Here is a 20,022-nt window from a genome sequence, read left to right as displayed (position 1 = left end):
AGCCGCGGCATTTTCTATCTGATGCTCACGCGCAACGGCATCGGCCCTATTGCTGTAATATTCTATATCATACTGTTCTCGATTGTCCAAAAACATGGCTTCGCTCACTGCGGTTAAATCAACTGCGCGATTTTGAAGTGAATACCTGCAAACCTCAATAGCTTTAGGATCAACCACATCGGTATGGATATTCGAAGGCAGACTGATCACTGCCGACCGTTCGCAGTTTATATCCGAAAAGGCGATACGCACTTCGTATTCACCCGATTGAGTAACCTCCAAAACAGAATCCCGCGCTCCGCCTATCAAAACACCGTTCCTATACCAACTGATTGTCCTTTTTAACTCCCCGTATTGTTCGGTATTGGCCTTAATCAGCCAAGGTTTACCCGTGCATAAATCCGCTTGATCAACAATGCTGAGCTCCACATCATTTAATTGTTGCTCGAAATCTTGGATAAACATCGCGAATCCAAGGTTAGGAGCAAAAAAAACATCTAAACTGCCAACTCCAAACTTTAGTCGGTATTTTCTACCGACGGTTAACACCGTGGGTTTGGTTGGAAAAACCTTTGAATTTGATAACCAATAAATTAAGGGATTGTTCCAAAAAGAAGTTATATTGGGCTCTAGTAATTCGGGATAGTTATCAATGACCAACTCCTGATGAATGGGAAGATTTGTTCCGGGAACTCTGGCTATGTTCTGCTTGTTTTGAGTGGTTAAATCCGTCAACCAAATACCTATATATTGCATACGATCCATTGCATAAGGATAAGTAAAAAGATAATTGATATCTAAAGCATCGCTTAAAGCAATAAAATCAAACTCCAATACTGCTGTGGCACTGGGTTGTAACTGTTGTTGGCCCGGAATCTCCAATTGCAAGGCATTTAAATCGGCATCACCCGTCCAAGGCGGACTATTTTGCTGAAAACGCAAAGCCAGCAATCCAGCAGAAAGATTCATACTCAAATCTGTAGTGGATAAGGCGATGCCCTTTTCCAATAGAAAAGTCGAATTGTTTTTATTAAAATAACCGATGGAATTAAAGTCGTTTTGCCCATCACCAGCCTGAAAACGAATGTTGGAAAAAATATTATCGCAGTCCGAATACAGGAATTTTTCTTCCACCCAATCCACATTTTCAGTCATGGCATCGTTAGCCTCGATCTGTACATAGGGAACCTCAGCTGCCCGCAGACAAACCTTAAAGCGCAAATCGTTATTGTAAGTTATATTGTTATAGTAAATATTTGCATTTCCTCCCAAAACCAGGTAATACTCCTGCCCCACTACCAACTCACTTAGAACCATATACCACGTTTCTGAATCATCGCTATCCAATTCCGTCGCAGCAAAGAAGGCAAAACATATTTTAGCCGGACTATCAAAATTGCAGTCCGTATAAACCGCACCTGTAAAAAAGAAAGAAGTCCGGGTCTCTGGTAAAACATCCGATCGAGCATCAAAAACACTAAACAAATGGGTCTCTGCGGCAGCCCGAAACCGAAACAAATTCTTTTTCTGTATGGTAGAAACCGCTCTTCCACAAGTCAAACCCAAGGGAAGCATGCCCGCATGCTCAAAAGAACCCCTGGCATATTGCAGACAGTCCACCCCCGTATTAACCGGAATCTCTACGGCATTCTCACAATTCAAATCCGGATCTAAAGACTGGGCTTGTACACCAAAACAAACCGTCAACATTCCTAAAAAAAAAACCCTTAAAAAACCCCTCTTACGCATAACTACTCCTATTTATAAAAACAAACTGCTCTCATACTATAAAATGTTATATGTTCCATTTGTTTTTTAAAGAATTCCGGTTATCCAAACAGCCAGAGAATATTTTACGTTTTTCCGCACCTAATCGAAACAAAAATTTTAACACATACAACTTTATACCAGTTTACTAATATAAAAAAAGCAAAGACTAAAACAAATAAAAAACACTAAAAAGCAGTAGAAATAAATTTTAACACCTGAAATTCTGTTAAAATTTGATATAATCACAGATTTTGAAAAATAAATAAATATATTTCCGTGAGTAATATTAACTATAAAAAACCCGAAAACATGAAAAAATTAGTATTGGGTACTTTGATGGGTACCGTAGCAATTTTATTGTCTTCTTGTATTCAAGATGAGAGCACTACCACTAATCCTGGTCACGAAGTTACTATTAACACGCCTACTTCGACAAAAACACCGGAATATATCGCTTTTCAAACGGCCTATTATCACGCCGCCGACCAACAGCCGTCTTGGTCGTTAAAGCAAATTCTTTCACATCTGGAAAAACCCGCACGGGATTTTCTAATTTCACTGGGCTACAGCAATCAAGAACTCAGTAATATGGGAACCGAGCTGATGATTGAACGCGCGTTTCACCAGTATGCCGATTTTAAATATTAACCTTAAAACTGACCTTATGAAAAAATTTATTTTTATAGCCAGCTGCCTATTATTCGTATGCCAATCCTATGCAGCTAGAATTGTGGAATTTTCGAATCAATCGAGTAAAACCGTAGTCGTCTATATGATACAAGTGCGCAACGGCAGCAATGCCTTGGAGCATTTTTGGTTTTACGATAAAGAAGTTAAAATAATTATTGAACCCGGTGAAAAATACACTTTAAAACATAACAATCCCGGTTTTCAATTTCCGTTTTATTCGACAGACCCGCCGCCCTATATACCCTTTTGGAACTTTTATTCTCCAGATACAGATTACATCTTTGATATTCCAAGCGAGGATTTGGCCTCACTGCCAGAAACCCCCAGATACCACTATCACGGCGTCAAATTCTGGATCGGCGGCATCAAAGGATGGGGTCTACGAGATCGGATTAATGACGATGCCCCACACTTTCAATACACCTGTAGCTACACGATGCTCGGATACTTCAACAATACTCTTCAAGAACTGATTAAATGGACCGATTGACAGTATTGACAAATGAACAAGTCCGTTTCGACAAATGAAACGGACTTGTTTTTACTCCAACAATTTTAAAAGGCGGCTGTTCACTGTGGCAAAATCAAACGCACCATAATTCTTTTCGAATTCCTTAGCGATTGCCTCGTTCATCAAATTGCCGATACTGCCTTGATGGCTGTGATTAACCTCCTTAGCAGGTTGGTAGGTACCCGATTCGATGGCCAACCCAATATTTTTATAGGCTTCTCTAAAGGGAACTCCGTCTAAAACCTGTTGATTAACCACCTCAACGCTAAACAAATAATCGTATTTTGCATCTTCTAAAATACAGGGATTGATTTGAATGTTTTGTAACATCAAATCCAACATATCCAAACATTCTTTTAAGGAGGTAAAGGCTGGAAAAAGGTTTTCTTTTAACAATTGTAAATCCCTGTGGTAGCCCGAAGGCAGGTTAGTGGTTATCAGTGCAATCTCATTGGGCAAAGCCTGAATTTTATTGCAACGCGCACGTACCAATTCCAAGACATCGGGATTTTTTTTATGGGGCATTATACTGGAACCGGTTGTTAGCTCATCGGGAAAACGAATAAAATTCATGTTCTGACTCATATACCAACAGCCGTCCATGGCAAATTTGGATAAAGTAGCGGCTATGGCACTCAGTCCTTGTGCTAAAACACGTTCGGTTTTTCCACGCCCCATTTGCGCATATACTACATTATAGTTCATGCTATCAAAACCCAATAGCTCGGTGGTCAGTTGTCTGTCCAAAGGAAAAGAAGAACCGTAGCCCGCAGCCGAGCCCAAGGGGTTTTTATTGGTCACTTTCCATGCGGCTAATAGCATTTCCAAATCGTCGGTCAAACTCTCGGCATAGGCGCCGAACCACAAACCAAAGGAGGACGGCATCGCTATTTGAAAATGGGTATAACCCGGTATTAAAACCGCCTTATGCTGTTCGCTTAACAGCTGAAAACGCTCAAAAAGCACTTTGGTTTTTTCGACAATTTGCTGAATTTCAAAGCGGAAATACAGTTTTAAATCAACCAAAACCTGATCGTTTCTCGAACGGCCGCTGTGTATCTTTTTTCCTGCTTCACCGATTCTTTGGGTCAATAATAATTCTATCTGTGAGTGGATATCCTCTACCTCATCGTCTATAGCAAAGGTACCTAGCTCTATTTCTTTGTAAATCGCTTTTAGAGCGGTTTGAATTTCGTTGAGTTCTGCTGTTGTCAACAACCCAATTTTCTCTAACATGATGGTATGCGCCAAGGATCCCAGTACGTCAAAAGGAGCCAGATTCATATCCATTTCACGGTCTTTTCCTACTGTAAAGGCATTGACTGTGGTGTTTGCTGCGGTGTCTTTTTGCCAAAGTTTCATGGGCTTATTCTTTAAACGATTTGTTGTAAAATTTTAATATAGTCTGTAATGCCGTTTTCAATTTCCGCTATATAAACAAATTCATCTGCAGTATGCGAGCGGGCCGAGTTACCCGGGCCGAGTTTTAAAGACGGAATGTCCAACAAAGCCTGATCGCTGGTCGTAGGCGAACCGTAAGTGTTCTTGCCTAACAGCACTCCCGCCTTAACTATTGGATGTTCCAACGGTATAGACGAAGGTTTGAGTCTGATGGAACGCACTTTGACCTCCGATTGCACAAAGTGCTGAATCAATTCCAACAACTCTTCATTGGTATAGACCTCCGTTACACGGACATCGACCACAAAATCGCAAACCGACGGTACCACGTTGTGTTGCGTTCCCGCCTGTATCATGGTTACGCTCATTTTAACCGCTCCAAATAATTCGGATATACGCGCAAATTGGTAAGTGTTAAACCAACTTATGTCTGTCATCGCTTTATAAATCGCATTGTCTCCTTCTTCTCTTGCAGCATGTCCGGATTTACCGTAGGTACGACAATCCAGCACCATTAACCCGCGCTCGGCTACAGCCAATTGCATCTGGGTCGGTTCGCCAACTATAGCAAAATCCAAAACCCCCAACTGGGGCAAAATACGCTCTAAACCGTCATGACCCGAGATTTCTTCTTCAGCGGTTGCTGCCAAACAGAAATTGTATTTTAAATCCGTTTGCTTATAAAAAAAACAAAAAACAGCTATTAAGGAAACCAAACAGCCTCCGGCATCATTACTTCCCAAACCGTATAATTTTCCGTCTATAACTTCCGGATTAAAGGGGTCGCGGGTGTAATCGCCATTAGGGCGTACCGTATCGTGATGGGAATTTAATAAAATTGTCGGCTTGTCCGAGTCAAAGTGTTGGTTAAACGCCCATATATTATGTAGCTCGCGTTGGATTTTTATACCTTTTGATTTGAGGTATTTTTCTATAATCGTTGCCGTTTGCTCCTCCTCTTTACTAAAGGACGGAGTGGCTATGAGCTGTTTTAATAATTCCAAGCTTTCGCCTACCAAAGTCTGTATCATGTTAAAATTGTATTCGGGTTCCTGAATCGGGATTTAATAAATCGCCGCTTTTTTGAATTCGTACCGAAGTAACTCCCGCTTGAGAAGCCTTCCAGGCATTGTTTATTTTGGGAATCATTCCCTGGGCTATAATTCCCAGTTTCAACAACTGTTCTTTGTCCCTAAAGGAAAGCAATGGAACAACCGAATTCTCGTTGTTGATATCGCTTAAAACACCCTTTTTCTCAAAACAATACAGCAGAGAAACCTCGTAGTATTGTGTCAAAGCTATGGCTAAGGCTGCCGCGATATCATCGGCATTGGTATTGAGCAATTGCCCTTGACCGTCGTGTGTTATGGCTGAAAAAACCGGACAAAGTCCCCATTCCAAAAATTGTGCAATGCGCTCGGCATCAACGGAAGTAGCATATAAGTCTCCAACCCACCCAAAATCAATTGGGGTTGCCGGTCTTTTTTGAGTTTGTATCAATTGCGCATCGGCACCGGTTAACCCCAAAGCATTACAGTGTTTTTGCTGCAATTGTGCCACGAGGTTTTTATTGATAAAACCCGCATAGACCATGGTTGCCAATTTTAAAGAGGCTTGATCTGTAATTCTCCTTCCTTCAATCAACTGCGGTTCTATCCCCATTTTTACCGCCAATTCGGTAACTAATTTACCGCCTCCGTGTACGAGTATCTTTTCTCCACTAAGTTGTACAAACAAGGAGACAAATTCCGATAAAGCCGTTTCATCATCCAAAATCTGTCCGCCTATTTTTACGATGGTTAGTTTTTTCATACGGCTGTATTTAGGGTTTCCAAAATTTGCTTTAAAACCACCTGAGCAGCCCAAATTCTGTTTTCTGCTTGTTCAATAACCAAAGAATCCTTACCGTCCAACAGTTCCGAAGCCAATTCCAAATCGCGACGTACCGGCAAACAATGCATGACCTTGGCCTGATTTGTCAATTGCCATTTCTGTTGATCGAGCATCCAGTTTTCCTCAACGGGAAGTATTTGACCGTATTCATGATAACTCGACCAATTTTTTACATAAACAAAGTCGGCATCGACTAAGGCTTCCGTTTGATTGTTGGTTACTGTTGTTCCCGCTATAAAAGTGTCTTTTAACTGATAGCCTTCCGGATGCGTAATTATAAAATCAATCAATCCCTCTTCTTGTGCTTTACACATCCATTGTGAAAACGAATTGGCTACAGCCTGGGGCAAAGGTTTGATATGCGGCGCCCAACTTAAAACCACTTTGGGTTTAACGCCCGGTTTTAGGTGTTCCACTATAGTGATTATATCAGCTAAACTCTGCAAGGGGTGTAAGGTGGCACTCTCCAAACTGATGAGCGGTTTTTTATTGTATTGCTGGAATTTATTAAATAAAGTCTCACTATAATCCTGCTCCTGATTTTGCAAATTTGGAAAAGAACGCAGTCCCAACACATCGCAATAGACTCCCATAACGGCAGCTGCCTCGCGTATATGTTCCACATTAGTTCCATTCATCACTACGCCATCTTGGGTTTCCAACGCCCAGCCGTCTTGATTTAGATTCATCATCATCACTTGCATACCCAATTGTAAAGCGGCCTTTTGCGTACTCATACGCGTACGCAAACTCGGATTTAAAAACACAAGCCCCAAGGTTTTGTGTTTTCCCAAATCCTCATGAGAAAACGGGTTTCTTTTTAATGCTAAAGCTTCATTGACTATAGCGCTAATCGAGTTGATATCTTTTACGGAAAAAAATTGTTTCATTTTAAATGCTTTTAAACGGGGTTTTTAGATGGAGTTACCATAAACTCCTCGATCAATTCGTCGGTTTTAGTATTTTTGAAGCCGCTTAGAAAAGCATTCCAAAAATCTATCGGCATCGGTATAACTCAAATTCAACGCAGGCAATAATCGAATCACTTGAGAACCGGCATTTCCGGTAAAAATGTGGTCTTGGAACAACAGCTCTTTTTGCAGATTTGCCCATTCAACCGGCAATGCTATACCGATCATCAATCCCCTTCCTCTGACTTCTTTAATAAGGGGCAGTTTTTTTAATTCGCTCATCAAATAATCACCCATTTTTTGAGCATGACTCATCAATTGTTCTTGTTGCATCACTTCCAAAACAGAAATAGCCGCTATACATGCCAAGTGGTTACCGCCAAAGGTGGTTCCCAGTTGTCCATGCCAAGGTTTAATTTTATCGCAAATCGACAGGGCTCCAATCGGAAAACCGTTGCCCATTCCCTTGGCCATGGTATAAATATCTGCTTCAACGCCGCTGTGATCAACGGCATAAAAAGATCCCGTACGTCCATAACCCGACTGTACCTCATCGGCTATAAAGATGGCGTCGTATTCCGAAGTCAATTTTCTTATCGTTTGAAGAAATTGATCCGTAGCCACTTGAATACCTCCAACTCCCTGAATGCCTTCTACTATAACCGCAGCTATGGTTTCACCGCTTTCGCGAAAAACCTTTTCCAAGGCTTCAACATCGTTAAAAGGCAAAAAGCTTACCTCCGAAGTTTGATTAATGGGTGCAGCAATTTTGGGGTTATCCGTTACGGTTACGGCTAAGGAGGTACGGCCGTGAAAAGCACCACTAAAAGCAATAACCCTTTTTCTACCGTTGTAAAAAGAGGCTAACTTTAATGCGTTTTCATTGGCTTCTGCTCCGGAATTACATAAAAATAATTGGCGGTTATTCGCGTTGGATAACGCGCCTAATTTTTCGGCGAGTTGCCCCTGTAAGGGTATTTCTATAGAATTGGAGTAAAAGCCTATGTTTTGCAATTGTTGCGTTAACTTCTTTACGTAATGCGGATGGGAATGCCCTATGGAAATTACCGCATGTCCGCCATACATATCTAAATAATCAGTCCCCTTTTGATCAAAGACATGAGAGCCTAGTCCTTTGGTGATTTCAATGGGATTCAATGGGTAAACGTCGTATAAAATCATCTGTCTTTTTATTTTAAAGTTTGAACTCGTTTTATCACAGCCATTTAAAAAGCCGCTGCTTTTAGTTTCAATCCCGTCGATTCGTCCAATCCAAACATCAAATTCATGTTTTGAACCGCCTGTCCACTGGCGCCTTTAGTCAGGTTGTCGATAGCGGATACGACCATCAAGTCCTCGCCGCTTTTCTTTAAATACAGCAATGCCTTATTGGTATTAACCACTTGCTTTAAATCGATTTCCTGCTCGGAAACATGTGTAAAAGGATGGGATTCATAATAAGCTTGATAAAGGTCACTCAGTTGCTTTTCAGCAAGCGTTGTTTTCAAAGTGGCTATTGAAAAAATCCCTCTCGCAAACGCACCCCTTTGTGGAATAAATGTAATTTGCTGATCAAAATTGGTTTGTAAAACCCCTAAACTCTGATTGATTTCGGCCAGATGTTGGTGTTCAAAAGCTTTATAAACCGACAGGTTATTGGTACGCCAACTGTTATGTGAAGTGGCAGATAAAGCTTGTCCTGCCCCAGTTGAACCGGTTGTTGCACCAATATGAATCGGACTCTTTAGTTCGCTTTCCTTTGCCAAAGGCAATAAGGCCAATTGAATCGCTGTGGCAAAACAACCCGGATTGGCAATGTTCTGCGCCTGTTGTATTTCCTTTCTACACAACTCCGGCAATCCATAAACAAAGTTTAGATTTGAATTAGAACAACGAAAATCCTGACTTAAGTCGATAATTTTGGTTGTAGATTCTATGGCGTTTTCCGATAGAAACACTTTGGAATCGCCATGACCTAAACACAAAAACAACAGATCAACAGAAGTGGATAATGCCGCGCTAAATTTCAAATCAGTATCGCCAAAAAGATCGGTATGTACTGTTGCTATATCTTTAGAAGCTTGACTTTTACTGTGTATAAATACAATTTCTACCTCTGGATGAAAGATTAAAATTCGCAACAATTCACCGGCTGTATATCCCGCACCACCTATAATTCCCACTTTGATTTTATTCATTATTTTGCCCTTTATGGTTCAATAAATACCAGGTTTTTATCTGGTTGCCCAAAATTTTAGAAAAGCCCTTAACGTCGTCTCCAGTCCAACCCTCATTCATTTCGCCATAAGTAGCCTGCTGTGCAGCCATCATATCAAAAGGTGATTCTATACCGTGTATCACAAAACGATGTGGGTGTAATTCGACAAAAACTTCACCGCTTACCGCACTTTGAGTACTACTTAAAAAAGCTTCTAAGTTGCGCATAACGGGGTCGTGAAACTGTCCATCGTGAAGGTTGTTACCATAAAAAACAGCCAATTGTTCTTTCCAACTCAATTGCCATTTGGTCAAGGTATGTTTTTCCAAGGCGTGGTGTGCCTTAATTAAAATTAACGGTGCTGCAGCTTCAAAACCCACTCTACCCTTGATTCCGATGATGGTATCGCCCACATGGATATCTCTACCAATACCAAAAGGCTGTGCCACTAGTTGCAATTGTTGTATTACTGCAACGGGGCTCATCACATGACCATTTAACGATATCGGTTCTCCTTTTTCAAAACCAATGACAACGGTTTCGGGATTTGTCTTTGAAATCGGTGTTGGCCATGCTGTTTCTGGTAAATACCCCTTAGAAGTTAAGGTTTCCACGCCTCCAACAGAAGTTCCCCAAAGCCCTTTATTAATGGAATACGCAGCTTTTTCTGGATTGATAAAAACAGCTTTCTCGGCCAAATAGGTTATTTCTGCTTCTCTACTCAATTTCAAATCCCTAATCGGAGTGATAATTTTAACATGGGGAATTAAGATGTTAAAAATTAAGTCAAAACGCACTTGATCGTTTCCTGCTCCCGTACTTCCGTGTGCTACAGCAGTGGCGCCAATCTTTTCTGTATATTGGGCTATGGCCGTAGCTTGGCATATACGTTCGGCACTAACCGATAGCGGATAAGTATTGTTTTTCAATACATTGCCAAAAATTAAATATTTTAATGTGTCTTGATAATATGTTTCTGTTAGCTGAAGTGCCGTATGTGAAGTCACGCCTAAAGCAAAAGCTTTAGCTTCAATTTCTATTAATTCTTCAGCAGAAAAGCCCCCTGTGTTTACCACCACAGAATGGACTTCTAATCCGAGTTCTTGAGTTAAATATACCGCACAAAAACTGGTGTCTAAACCACCACTAAATGCTAAAACTACTTTTTTGTTCATTTTAAAAAGGGAATTACTTCGTTGGAATTATAACTTTCGCATTGATTTCGAAAGCGTGCTATTTGAGTTTTAGGAAAGAAAAACGCTTTCGAAAGCGCATCAATCGATTGGAATGTTTCGTTGATTGTTTCTCTATTTGCTGTGCTTCCCGTTGTTTTTCCTCTGGATTCCACAACAAGGCTGTGCACAAGCAATTCTTCTTTTCCTTACTGCTTAGGATTGAAAAATTGATACAGCTCTCGCATCCTTTCCAAAAGGACTCATCCTGAGTTAATTCGGAATAGGGAACGGGTCTATATCCCAAATCAGAATTGATTTTCATGACCGCAAATCCGGTTGTAAGTCCAAATATTTTTGCTGTGGGATAAAGTGTTCTCGACAATTCGAAAATCTTGCTTTTGATCTCCTTAGCCAAACCCTCATTTCGGAATATCGGATTAACAATAAGTCCGGAATTGGCAACATAATTGCCGTGACTCCAAGTTTCTATATAGCAAAATCCGGCCCAGGTACCGTCTAGATGTAAGGCTATTACGGCCTTACCTTCTATCATTTTTTGGGCTATATATACGGGGTTTCTACGGGCAATACCCGTTCCTCTAGCTTGGGCAGATGCCGCCATTTCTTCGCATATCTGCAAAGCATATTCTACTTGTGAAGGCTGTGCTTGCGCAACAGTAAACAGAGCTGTATTCATCTAATAAAAGAATAAGTCACTAGAATACAAGAACATCAACCAAAAAAGTATCGGTTCTCTTTCTAAAAAATAAACAATAAGTTGGATAGGTAAGTTTGAAAAATCAATTGAAATTGAATTTTTCTAATAAATGCCGAGAAATCTAAATGGATTATGCCCGGTGCCGCAATGTCCGCGAAAAAGAAGAAACCGTATGTACCAAAGCAGTAGCGGCAACAAAAGGAATGTTGCTCAACAATGGGTTACGATATAGATTTTGTTTCTTCATGGGTAAAACTCCTTAGTTGGAGGACACAAATGTTTCCAATAATTTTTTGATTAAACTACTATTTGACTGTTAAATTTTTCCTTACAGAATCAAAAAACAATACAACTAACTAAAAACGAATACATTGTAATTAATTTATTTTTATATAATGTGAGTTATAAAGTGGATTATTTCCGTTTATAACTCGTAAAATGTGGATTTACAATAAAAAAACAGGGCTTAAATAGGCCCTGTTTTTAATGAACTATGGTCTGTCTATTTAACTAAACAACTCTCGTATTTCGTTGACATCGAACGATTTTTTCTCGTCATCAATAGAGATGATACTCGAAGCAACTTTGGTTTTTTTGTTTTGCAACATCACTATTTTCTCTTCAATAGTGTCCTTACAAATCATTCTGTATGCCATAACATTTTTGGTTTGTCCGATGCGGTAACAACGGTCAATAGCTTGGTTTTCTACGGCTGGGTTCCACCACGGATCTACGATAAACACATAGTCGGCTTCGGTTAAATTGAGTCCTGTTCCGCCTGCTTTAAGACTGATCAGGAAAACGCGAACATCTTCATTGTTTTGAAAATTCTCCACATTCTCTTGACGATTCCTGGTTTGTCCGTCCAGATATTCATAAGTAATTTGTTCTTCCTCTAATCTGGTTTTTACAATTTGCAACATTTTGACAAATTGAGAAAACACCAATATTTTGTGTTTACCGGTTTTCTCCTTGATGTTTTCAATCAACAGTTCGAGTTTGGCAGAATAATTCCCGTAATCCTCTTCGTTGTTAATCAATGCCGTAGAGTTGCATATCTGTCGTAATTTGGTCAATCCCTCTAAGACATACAGCTGAGATTTCTCAACGCCATTTTCATCGATTTTATTCAACAGATAATCGCGGTATTTGTTTTTAAACGAATCATAAACTTGGCGTTGTTCTTTACCCATTTCGCAAAAGATGACGCTTTCCGTTTTATCGGGTAATTCCTTAGCCACTTGCTCTTTGGTTCTTCTCAAGATAAAAGGTGAAATGATTTTATTTAAGAGTTGTGCCGTTTCTACATTTTTTTCCTTGTCGATATGATCGGAGAATTGATTCCTAAAATGATTCATATTTCCCAATAAACCAGGATTTAAGAAGTTTAGCTGAGCATACAAATCAAACGTATTGTTTTCAATCGGTGTACCGGTCAATACCAAACGGTTGTTGGAATGGAGCAGACGAACCGCTTTATAACGTTTGGAATTGGGGTTTTTAATCGCCTGACTTTCATCGAGTATAACGTAGTTAAACTTAAATTCTTTTAGGGATTCCACATCGTTTAACAACGATCCATAGGTAGAAATGATCAGGTCGTACTTATTAAAATCTTCCCGATGTTCCATGCGGCTAGATCCGGTGAAATTCAGAGCTTTTAGGGAAGGACAAAACTTGGCAATTTCGTTGTTCCAATTGAACACCAAGGAGGTTGGCGCAACGATCAACGACGGCAAGGTGTTTTTATCTTTTCTTTTTAGATATTCCAGAAACGCGATGGTTTGGAGGGTTTTACCCAACCCCATATCATCTGCCAGACAACCACCGATTTGGTTTTTATCCAAGAAAGCCAACCAATTGAGTCCGTGTTGTTGGTAATCTCTTAAGGATGCTTTAATGGTCTTAGGCACCGGTATGGTTTCTATAGATTCGATATGCTGTAAACGTTGTTTTTTGCGATATAATTCTTCCAAAAACTCGGGTTTAGCATGCATTTCCTCATACAATTCATCTATAATTCCAAATTGGAAATTAGACATTTGTATGCTGTTTTTCTTCACGTCACCCGCTTTAAAATAGATGGCGAATTTCTTCATCCATTCTTCTGGTAATACGCCTAAGGTTCCATCACCTAAAAGCACATAATTCGTGTTTTTGACAAAGGCTTTTTGCAGTTCTTTTAGATCGACTTTTTGATCTCCAAAAGAGATTTTAATCTCCATATCAAACCAATCAATATCCGATTTTAAGCTGATGGATATGGCCGGTTTATGAATATTAAACTTAAAAGACGACAATTGATTGGCACCAAAAACCTCAGCGCCGTGTTGTTTCATACGATCAATAGCATGCAACATCCAATAATTTTCAAACAACTGCTCGGGTTCTAGGTAATAGGGGCCTTCTTGTGTAGCAAAAGCCGGATGCAGACCGATAAAATCTTCGCGGAAATTGTCTTCAAAAGCCTGGTTTCTATCTTTGTAAGATCGGTTTTCCACATCCTCACTGCTCCAAAGCAATTCAGGGCTATAAATGGGGATCAGTTGTTCTCCATATTTTACTACAGGTTTAAAAACGATGTGTTGCCCACCCAAATCGGTAATATATACTTGTCGTTCTAAAATTTGTTCTTCAACAGCAGTCTTATCGCGTTTAAAAAGAGTGGTCTGAATTTCGTATTTTTTAGATAAGGGCTGAATGATATTTTTAGAAACCTGAATCCAATCTTTTTTAAAATAATTGGCCTCTGCATTTTCTGAATAATGTTGTAATGCCAAGGACAAATCGGCCTGTTCAATAGGGTAGAGTTTGTCGGCTATTTTGACAAAAGTTGGAGCTAAAATCACCTTTGAGGCATTGATATTATATTTCTTATCCTCGACTTCTATCATCGCTTTAAGATTGTAAAACCACTCACTTTCAGTTAATTTAAAAAAGAGTTTAATCGGTTTTTCTACTATACTTAGAGGTTCTAAGTTCTTGCGAACCAAGGTACGTCTGCTGTCTGAAAAGTAGAGAAAAGCGTCTTTTAAATGCGGAATAATTGATTTTTGAAGTTCCAAAGCACGACCTAAATTAGGTACACTCGATTCTATAAAATGCTCTTGAATCAAAAGATCAATCTGAAGCGTTTTAACCACTATATTTTGGATTTTCTCTTCCGAAAAATTTAACCAGATTTTGTCCATATCCATCGTATCGATCCTCTCAAAAGACGACGATAAATCGGTACGGGCTTTATTCATTTTTGCCCTAACGGGAATAAAACTTTCGAAATCATTTTTCCGTGCCACAAAACAAAAACCCAAACCTTGTTCGGAAGCTACTGTATTTCTATAGGGAATTTGCGCTTGAAATTCGGTAACCTCATCATCATACAGGGTTTCACCAATGGTTTCTGCAGATTTTATATTTTTATATTTAGAGGTGATTTTAATTCCTTCAACGGTAATTTCATATTGAAAAATAGATAGATAATCGTCTTTTAAAGTCAAATTAAATTGAGTCAAATGCTCGCTTATTTTACTTTCTAAAAAGTTTTTAGCAAAATAATTGGGTCCAAAAACACCTATGATTTTTTTAAGGGCATTGATACGATGTTCACACATTTTATTGGCAATACTACAACTGCATTCCGTAGTTAATACCGAGGTTTTTGCATCGTAGGTAAAATGTTGTCGATGCGATTGCCAAATCGATACCTGAGTACTAATTTCAGTTTCAGAAATAGCCAGAATCTTAACCGTATAAAAAGTATCTCCCTGGGGGCCCGATTTTTTTATCGCTTCCCAATCCATAACTCCTTTGGGTAAACTAAAAATATTTCGGTTGTTAGCTACAATTTCAACTCCAACTTTTCCTCCATCGATCCGGAGTATTTCCTTGTTGTCTAAACCTATTTTTAAGTCGCGAATTACGGCGATGATGTGTTTACAAAGCCCATTGTATTCGAACGGACAATTACACGAAACATTCGCAATCTTTTCTCTAACCAACTCGATGCTTACAATATAGCGGTTCTCATAAGAACCCTTACAGCCAAATTCAAAGTAATCTTTGGTATTGGTAATCAATTCCGTTTCTAAAAAACGGGCTCGATCTCTTGAGGTAACTGTACTATTATTCTTAACATACGAATCAAAACTTTCTAAATTCATTTTTTATATAAATATCTAACGGCTATAACTTTACAACCCTTAATATAGTTAAACCACCCTAATAATGGTTATAAAACGGATAAAACAATTCATTACTTTAAAGCTGCTACAGACACTTACAATTTAGTATAGCTTGAGCAAGAAAAACTATCTTTATTCTATAGGGGGTACTCACACTCCATACGCTTTGATTCTCTCGATGCAATAACGCATTCTTATTGACAAACTATCCCTTTTTAGATTCGCAGTAAATCTTAGTAACTCAAAAGGCTTTTAACTTCGAATTCTTTTAATTTATCCCTTCCATTTAAAAAAGTCAGTTCCATCAAAAAATTGACTTGAACAATAACTCCTCCTAAACTTTCGACCATTTTGCAAACGGCTTCTGCTGTACCTCCAGTTGCTAATACGTCATCGTGTATCAATACTTTATCACCTCGCTTAATGGCATCGGCATGCATTTCTAAAGTATCTGAACCGTATTCCAAAGCGTATTCTTGAGTAATCTTATCAAACGGCAATTTCCCAGGTTTACGAACAGGTACAAAACCGGCATTCAATTCACGCGCAATAATTGTTCCAAAGAAAAAGCCGCGACTTTCCATACCCACTACTTTATCGATTCTTTGATCGCCGATCAATTCCAATAATTTTTGCGTGGCATAGCGCGCTGCTGTTGCATCGTTTAACAAAGGCGTAATGTCTTTAAAAACGACTCCTGCTTTTGGAAAGTCTGCTATATCTCTAATATATTTTTCTAAATTCATACTATTATTCATTTGCATCTAGGATTACACAAAATTCACCGACCAATTAAATCTAATAAAAAGTACACTTTTGAGCTAGTCCCTATGATGGATTAGCCACTCCTAGAAGGCTATTGACTTTATCTATAACCGTTTCAGGTGCTATGGTTCTCATAACGTCTTCATAGCCGGGAATTACTTTATTTCCATATACCGAAAGCGGTAAGAGTGGATATTGTTTTCGATCGGCGGTAATGGCATAATCTGGAGGTTGATTGAATGGAGCAAAACCGGCATACGGATGTGTAGCTCCCCATAGGGTTATAACCTTTTTACCCAACATGGCTGCCAAATGTGCATTTCCAGAATCCATAGAAAGCATGACGTCTAAATGTTGAATCAGGATCAATTCGTCTTGAAGTTTCACCTTACCCACCATAACAATAACCTGAGGATTATCTCTTTTTAGTTGGTTTAGCAAGGCTTGCTCTTGGTCACCTCCACCAAATAAGAAGATTTTGTTATCTTCCTTCTCCGCCAAACCATCGATAACCTGCTGCATCAAGTCCAACGGATACACTTTAGTCGCGTATTGTGCAAATGGCGCAATACCAATCCAATGTTCTTGTTTGGGCCCTGTAATCGCTTTTAAAACCGGGCTCATGTTTTCTATAGTCGGAAATTTAGGTTGACTTAAGTCAACTGTAAACCCGAGTTTCTTCAAGGTCGCTACATGATTTTCAAACATGGTAGGAACCGGGGCGAAAACCTTGTTTTCCAGTCGAGTTAAAGCTTTCTTTGCAGCCCTTCCCTTATCTAAAACAGCTCTTTTAACTCCACTAAACGCGAAGAGGTTTCGCACGATTTGCGACCGCAGTACATTGTGAAAATCGGCAAAATAATCGGGTTCTAAAGCCTTCAAATCGGTGTATAAACGCAACAAACCCAAAAAGCCTTTATGGTTTTTTTTAACGTCAACAGCAAAGAAATCAACCCGTGGAATCCCTTTAAAGAAAGGTTTAAAAAAAGGTCTTGACACTACGGTTACCCTTACCTCCGGATATTGACCTACTAAAGCGCGAATCACGGGAACGGTCATGGCAACATCGCCCATGGCAGATAACCTAAAAATAAGTAAATGAGATTTTTTCTTTAAAGTCATGGTTTTGATCTTTATTTCAAAAAAGAAAAGCGTGAAGTTAAATCACGCTTTGATGGTTTGATTACTACTGTAATTTTATTTTTTATTTTGATATAACACCGGATTCAACTCCTCATCGTTATACATTTTCATTTGTTTGTACACCTTCATGTATTTGGCTCCTGTTTCAATATCATGTAACAAATCGTCAATGGCTGTAGTTAAATCGCTTTTTTGTTCTAAAAGGATATTTAATTTTTCTTGACACTTTGCTCTATGTTCTTCTGAGGCCTCTTTTCTGGTAGCTTCTTCGTTCATATGGTAAATCTTCAAAGCTAAAATCGAAAGTCTATCTAAAGCCCAAGCCGGACTCTCTGAATTGATTTTTGCATTTTCACTGATTTTTACATCTTTGAATTTTTGTAAGAAATAACTATCGATATATTCAACCATATCCGTTCGTTCTTGATTGGATGCGTCTATTCTACGCTTTAACGCCAAAGCAGCTACAGGGTCGATATTGGGATCTCTAATAATGTCTTCAAAATGCCATTGAACGGTATCTATCCAGTTTTTTAAATACAAAAGATGTTCAATTTTATCTTTGGGATAAGGATTGTTAATCGGTTGATCTACATTGTCGAACTGGTGATAATCACGGATACTTTCTTCGAAAATTGGAAACGCTAATTCTGAAAACATACTAATTATTTTATTTACAAATATAGTTTTTATACTTTTATCGAACTAATACATTTTTAAAGTTATGAAAATTCACTACATCTCAGAAGAAAACAGTCTTTTAAATCATTTTTTAGGTCAATTAAGAGATGTGGAAACACAAAAAGACAGTATGCGCTTTCGTAAAAACATTGAACGTATTGGTGAAATTACGGCTTATGAATTGAGTAAGACCTTGCCTTATAAAGAGATTGCCATTCAAACACCGTTGGGAATCAAACACACCACTTGCGTAGAAGACAATGTGGTTTTATGTTCTATACTAAGAGCAGGATTGGCTTTGCATACCGGTTTTATGAACTTTTTTGACGATGCAGAAAACGGATTTGTTTCTGCTTACCGCAAACATGGAAACCCTGGAGAGTCCAGTGAAATTCTAGTAGAATATCAGGCTGCTCCTTCTTTTCAAGATAAGATTTTGATTTTAATCGATCCCATGTTGGCCACCGGTCAATCGTTGGTCGCTGTTTACAACAAACTGCTTACAGAACAAACTCCAAAAGAAATTCATATTGCTGTGGTTATAGCAGCTCCAGAAGGAATTGCCTTTTTAGAAGAAAACCTACCCGATCACTGTCATTTATGGGTGGCTACTCTAGATGATAGTTTGGATCAAAACAATTATATTGTTCCCGGTCTAGGCGATGCTGGAGACTTGGCTTATGGACAAAAATTATAACTGGGTAAAATAGAAAAAGAATGCCAGCGCCACTATACTCGATAAGACCACTTCTTTAAACCAGCGGTTTGGAATACTTTCAATATAGTTTGCCCCTAAAATAGATAAGGGAAAAAAGGTAAAGAGCAAGACGCCATGATTCTTATCTGCAGATAAAACATAAATAGCCACAGCGATTAAAAAAGAAACCAATATTTTTTTGTAAGAAGTCTGCATATTGAAGGGTTTGTTTGACAAGTCTAAGGCTTGGGAAACAAAAAATAATAGAGCAATAGAACTAAATACAGCTACGGCAATATTTTGATAAACATTGTCAAAAACGGTGAAGTCAAAATTGATTTCCGTGCTTTGATCGATAAACCTTAAAATATCGGTATCGGTGGCCAAGATATAAATGCTGAAGAAAATAGCTACTGTTATAAACGCAATGATGGGAATAATCCAATTTCTATAATCGTTTGAAACGAAGAAAAGTATGGCAAAGGCTAATAAAATGACATATAAAATACTCCAGAAATGGAATATAGAAGCGATAAAAATCCAAAGTGATGCATCGAAAATCTTAATCTTCGGATCTTTTAAGGAGTGTAAAGAGAAGAGTCGCCTTAACGCTAATATGATGCAGTAGTTGGCTATAATCAATTTGGTATTGACCAAAACCGAAGGAAAAAGCACCAAAAACAATACAAATAAGAGCGGTGCATAATTATTATCCTTAGTAAGCCTGTTTTTTTGAGTTACGAAATGAACCCAAAAAGTCGATAGCATTAGCAATCCGAGTAAACCTATTTTTTTAACATACTCATATCCAGTCCAAACCACAGTTGCTGTTGTTTTTTGGAACAAAATATAGAAGAGAATCAATAAGACAGCAATTATAAAATAATTAATTGGTTTTGTTTTGCTAAAAAGGCTTGCTAACATGTGGATATTTTATATTTTTGTACTTTACATTTTGTAATTGAAGTCCATTTCAAACCAAAATTACAATTTTTAGAAACTCGAAGAACATATATTTAATTTAAACGAAATAAAAATGACCTCATTTTTCAACGGAATCGCTTATTTATTTGAAAAAATTCTTTTTATCCCTATGGATTTTTTTAGAGAATTAGAGTTAACCAATTGGTGGACTGCAAATATCATTACTTGGATGTTTATCCTTATTTGTACAGGAGCTTTTATTTTCTGGATCAAACAATTAAACTTGTTCCAAAAAACAAAAGAAGACGAACAAGATACTACAGCCCACTCTTTCTTAAAATAAA

The 20,022-nt window shown here is 38.6% G+C and carries 18 protein-coding genes; 4 read left to right on the top strand and 14 right to left on the bottom strand.

Annotation, left to right across the window (positions count from 1 at the left end):
• Positions 1-1,749, bottom strand: a 1,749-nt coding sequence (locus KO524_RS06960; RefSeq protein ID WP_219292278.1) for a choice-of-anchor L domain-containing protein, incomplete at its 3' end; no start/stop codon positions are given.
• A 330-nt stretch (positions 1,750-2,079) separates the two neighbouring features.
• Between KO524_RS06960 and KO524_RS06955 the strand changes: the two genes are divergently transcribed.
• Entirely contained in the window at positions 2,080-2,418 is a 339-nt protein-coding gene (locus tag KO524_RS06955) for a hypothetical protein (protein WP_219292275.1), read from the top strand.
• A gap of 16 nt (positions 2,419-2,434) precedes the next feature.
• Positions 2,435-2,950: a hypothetical protein gene (locus KO524_RS06950; protein WP_219292272.1), complete on the top strand. Its 516-nt coding sequence runs from the start codon at positions 2,435-2,437 to the stop codon at positions 2,948-2,950.
• A gap of 51 nt (positions 2,951-3,001) precedes the next feature.
• On the opposite strand, the gene argH is transcribed toward KO524_RS06950, so the two are convergent.
• The 12 genes from argH to KO524_RS06890 all read right to left on the bottom strand — a co-directional run bounded on the left by argH (position 3,002) and on the right by KO524_RS06890 (position 18,036).
• A complete protein-coding gene (gene argH, locus KO524_RS06945; RefSeq protein ID WP_219292269.1) occupies positions 3,002-4,333 on the bottom strand; it encodes an argininosuccinate lyase in 1,332 nt (443 codons plus the stop codon).
• An 11-nt stretch (positions 4,334-4,344) separates the two neighbouring features.
• Entirely contained in the window at positions 4,345-5,403 is a 1,059-nt protein-coding gene (locus tag KO524_RS06940; RefSeq protein ID WP_219292266.1) for a M20 family metallo-hydrolase, read from the bottom strand.
• A 1-nt stretch (position 5,404) separates the two neighbouring features.
• Positions 5,405-6,184, bottom strand: coding sequence for an acetylglutamate kinase (argB, locus tag KO524_RS06935; RefSeq protein ID WP_219292263.1), 780 nt, complete (start codon positions 6,182-6,184; stop codon positions 5,405-5,407).
• Complete coding sequence (locus tag KO524_RS06930; protein ID WP_219292261.1) at positions 6,181-7,155, bottom strand: acetylornithine carbamoyltransferase; 975 nt, start codon at positions 7,153-7,155, stop codon at positions 6,181-6,183. Before KO524_RS06930 ends, argB begins: the two co-directional genes overlap by 4 nt.
• Before the next feature lie 66 nt (positions 7,156-7,221).
• Positions 7,222-8,358: an aspartate aminotransferase family protein gene (locus KO524_RS06925; RefSeq protein ID WP_219292258.1), complete on the bottom strand. Its 1,137-nt coding sequence runs from the start codon at positions 8,356-8,358 to the stop codon at positions 7,222-7,224.
• A 44-nt stretch (positions 8,359-8,402) separates the two neighbouring features.
• A complete protein-coding gene (argC, locus tag KO524_RS06920; RefSeq protein WP_219292256.1) occupies positions 8,403-9,374 on the bottom strand; it encodes an N-acetyl-gamma-glutamyl-phosphate reductase in 972 nt (323 codons plus the stop codon).
• Entirely contained in the window at positions 9,367-10,569 is a 1,203-nt protein-coding gene (locus KO524_RS06915) for an argininosuccinate synthase (RefSeq protein WP_219292252.1), read from the bottom strand. The genes argC and KO524_RS06915 overlap by 8 nt, the downstream gene beginning before the upstream one ends.
• Positions 10,570-10,627: 58 nt before the next feature.
• A complete protein-coding gene (locus KO524_RS06910; RefSeq protein WP_219292249.1) occupies positions 10,628-11,266 on the bottom strand; it encodes a GNAT family N-acetyltransferase in 639 nt (212 codons plus the stop codon).
• A gap of 527 nt (positions 11,267-11,793) precedes the next feature.
• Positions 11,794-15,447 (bottom strand): DEAD/DEAH box helicase, encoded by a 3,654-nt coding sequence (locus KO524_RS06905; protein WP_219292246.1) that lies wholly within the window; start codon positions 15,445-15,447, stop codon positions 11,794-11,796.
• A gap of 254 nt (positions 15,448-15,701) precedes the next feature.
• A complete protein-coding gene (locus tag KO524_RS06900) occupies positions 15,702-16,226 on the bottom strand; it encodes an adenine phosphoribosyltransferase (protein WP_255555173.1) in 525 nt (174 codons plus the stop codon).
• Positions 16,227-16,296: 70 nt separating this feature from the next.
• Positions 16,297-17,355 (bottom strand): glycosyltransferase family 9 protein, encoded by a 1,059-nt coding sequence (locus KO524_RS06895; RefSeq protein WP_219292241.1) that lies wholly within the window; start codon positions 17,353-17,355, stop codon positions 16,297-16,299.
• 75 nt (positions 17,356-17,430) lie between these two features.
• Positions 17,431-18,036 (bottom strand): DUF4254 domain-containing protein, encoded by a 606-nt coding sequence (locus KO524_RS06890; protein ID WP_219292239.1) that lies wholly within the window; start codon positions 18,034-18,036, stop codon positions 17,431-17,433.
• A 64-nt stretch (positions 18,037-18,100) separates the two neighbouring features.
• Here KO524_RS06890 and upp point away from each other — a divergent pair, with 64 nt between their 5' ends.
• Positions 18,101-18,754, top strand: a complete 654-nt coding sequence (gene upp / locus KO524_RS06885; RefSeq protein WP_219292237.1) for a uracil phosphoribosyltransferase — start codon at positions 18,101-18,103, stop codon at positions 18,752-18,754.
• Here the strand turns inward: upp and KO524_RS06880 are convergent.
• Entirely contained in the window at positions 18,749-19,678 is a 930-nt protein-coding gene (locus tag KO524_RS06880) for a DUF6427 family protein (protein ID WP_219292234.1), read from the bottom strand. The two genes, upp and KO524_RS06880, sit on opposite strands and share 6 nt — an antisense overlap.
• A gap of 112 nt (positions 19,679-19,790) precedes the next feature.
• On the opposite strand from KO524_RS06880, the gene KO524_RS06875 reads away from it, so the two are divergent.
• Complete coding sequence (locus tag KO524_RS06875; protein ID WP_219292230.1) at positions 19,791-20,021, top strand: uracil phosphoribosyltransferase; 231 nt, start codon at positions 19,791-19,793, stop codon at positions 20,019-20,021.
• The last annotated feature ends 1 nt before the right edge of the window (position 20,022 follow it).

It is taken from the genome of Flavobacterium sp. NKUCC04_CG (genome assembly GCF_019345525.1).
Taxonomy (GTDB): domain Bacteria; phylum Bacteroidota; class Bacteroidia; order Flavobacteriales; family Flavobacteriaceae; genus Flavobacterium.
This window is presented reverse-complemented; position numbering and strand designations above follow the sequence as displayed.

Excerpts from the sequence above, each read along its gene's own strand:
- KO524_RS06890 (WP_219292239.1), bottom strand. The coding sequence starts at position 18,036 with ATGTTTTCAGAATTAGCGTTTCCAATTTTCGAAGAAAGTATCCGTGAT.
- KO524_RS06910 (WP_219292249.1), bottom strand. The coding sequence starts at position 11,266 with ATGAATACAGCTCTGTTTACTGTTGCGCAAGCACAGCCTTCACAAGTA.
- KO524_RS06905 (WP_219292246.1), bottom strand. The coding sequence starts at position 15,447 with ATGAATTTAGAAAGTTTTGATTCGTATGTTAAGAATAATAGTACAGTT.
- argC (WP_219292256.1), bottom strand. The coding sequence starts at position 9,374 with ATGAATAAAATCAAAGTGGGAATTATAGGTGGTGCGGGATATACAGCC.
- KO524_RS06955 (WP_219292275.1), top strand. The coding sequence starts at position 2,080 with ATGAAAAAATTAGTATTGGGTACTTTGATGGGTACCGTAGCAATTTTA.
- KO524_RS06900 (WP_255555173.1), bottom strand. The coding sequence starts at position 16,226 with ATGAATAATAGTATGAATTTAGAAAAATATATTAGAGATATAGCAGAC.
- KO524_RS06925 (WP_219292258.1), bottom strand. The coding sequence starts at position 8,358 with ATGATTTTATACGACGTTTACCCATTGAATCCCATTGAAATCACCAAA.
- upp (WP_219292237.1), top strand. The coding sequence starts at position 18,101 with ATGAAAATTCACTACATCTCAGAAGAAAACAGTCTTTTAAATCATTTT.
- KO524_RS06950 (WP_219292272.1), top strand. The coding sequence starts at position 2,435 with ATGAAAAAATTTATTTTTATAGCCAGCTGCCTATTATTCGTATGCCAA.
- KO524_RS06930 (WP_219292261.1), bottom strand. The coding sequence starts at position 7,155 with ATGAAACAATTTTTTTCCGTAAAAGATATCAACTCGATTAGCGCTATA.
- KO524_RS06915 (WP_219292252.1), bottom strand. The coding sequence starts at position 10,569 with ATGAACAAAAAAGTAGTTTTAGCATTTAGTGGTGGTTTAGACACCAGT.
- argB (WP_219292263.1), bottom strand. The coding sequence starts at position 6,184 with ATGAAAAAACTAACCATCGTAAAAATAGGCGGACAGATTTTGGATGAT.
- KO524_RS06880 (WP_219292234.1), bottom strand. The coding sequence starts at position 19,678 with ATGTTAGCAAGCCTTTTTAGCAAAACAAAACCAATTAATTATTTTATA.
- KO524_RS06875 (WP_219292230.1), top strand. The coding sequence starts at position 19,791 with ATGACCTCATTTTTCAACGGAATCGCTTATTTATTTGAAAAAATTCTT.
- argH (WP_219292269.1), bottom strand. The coding sequence starts at position 4,333 with ATGAAACTTTGGCAAAAAGACACCGCAGCAAACACCACAGTCAATGCC.
- KO524_RS06940 (WP_219292266.1), bottom strand. The coding sequence starts at position 5,403 with ATGATACAGACTTTGGTAGGCGAAAGCTTGGAATTATTAAAACAGCTC.
- KO524_RS06895 (WP_219292241.1), bottom strand. The coding sequence starts at position 17,355 with ATGACTTTAAAGAAAAAATCTCATTTACTTATTTTTAGGTTATCTGCC.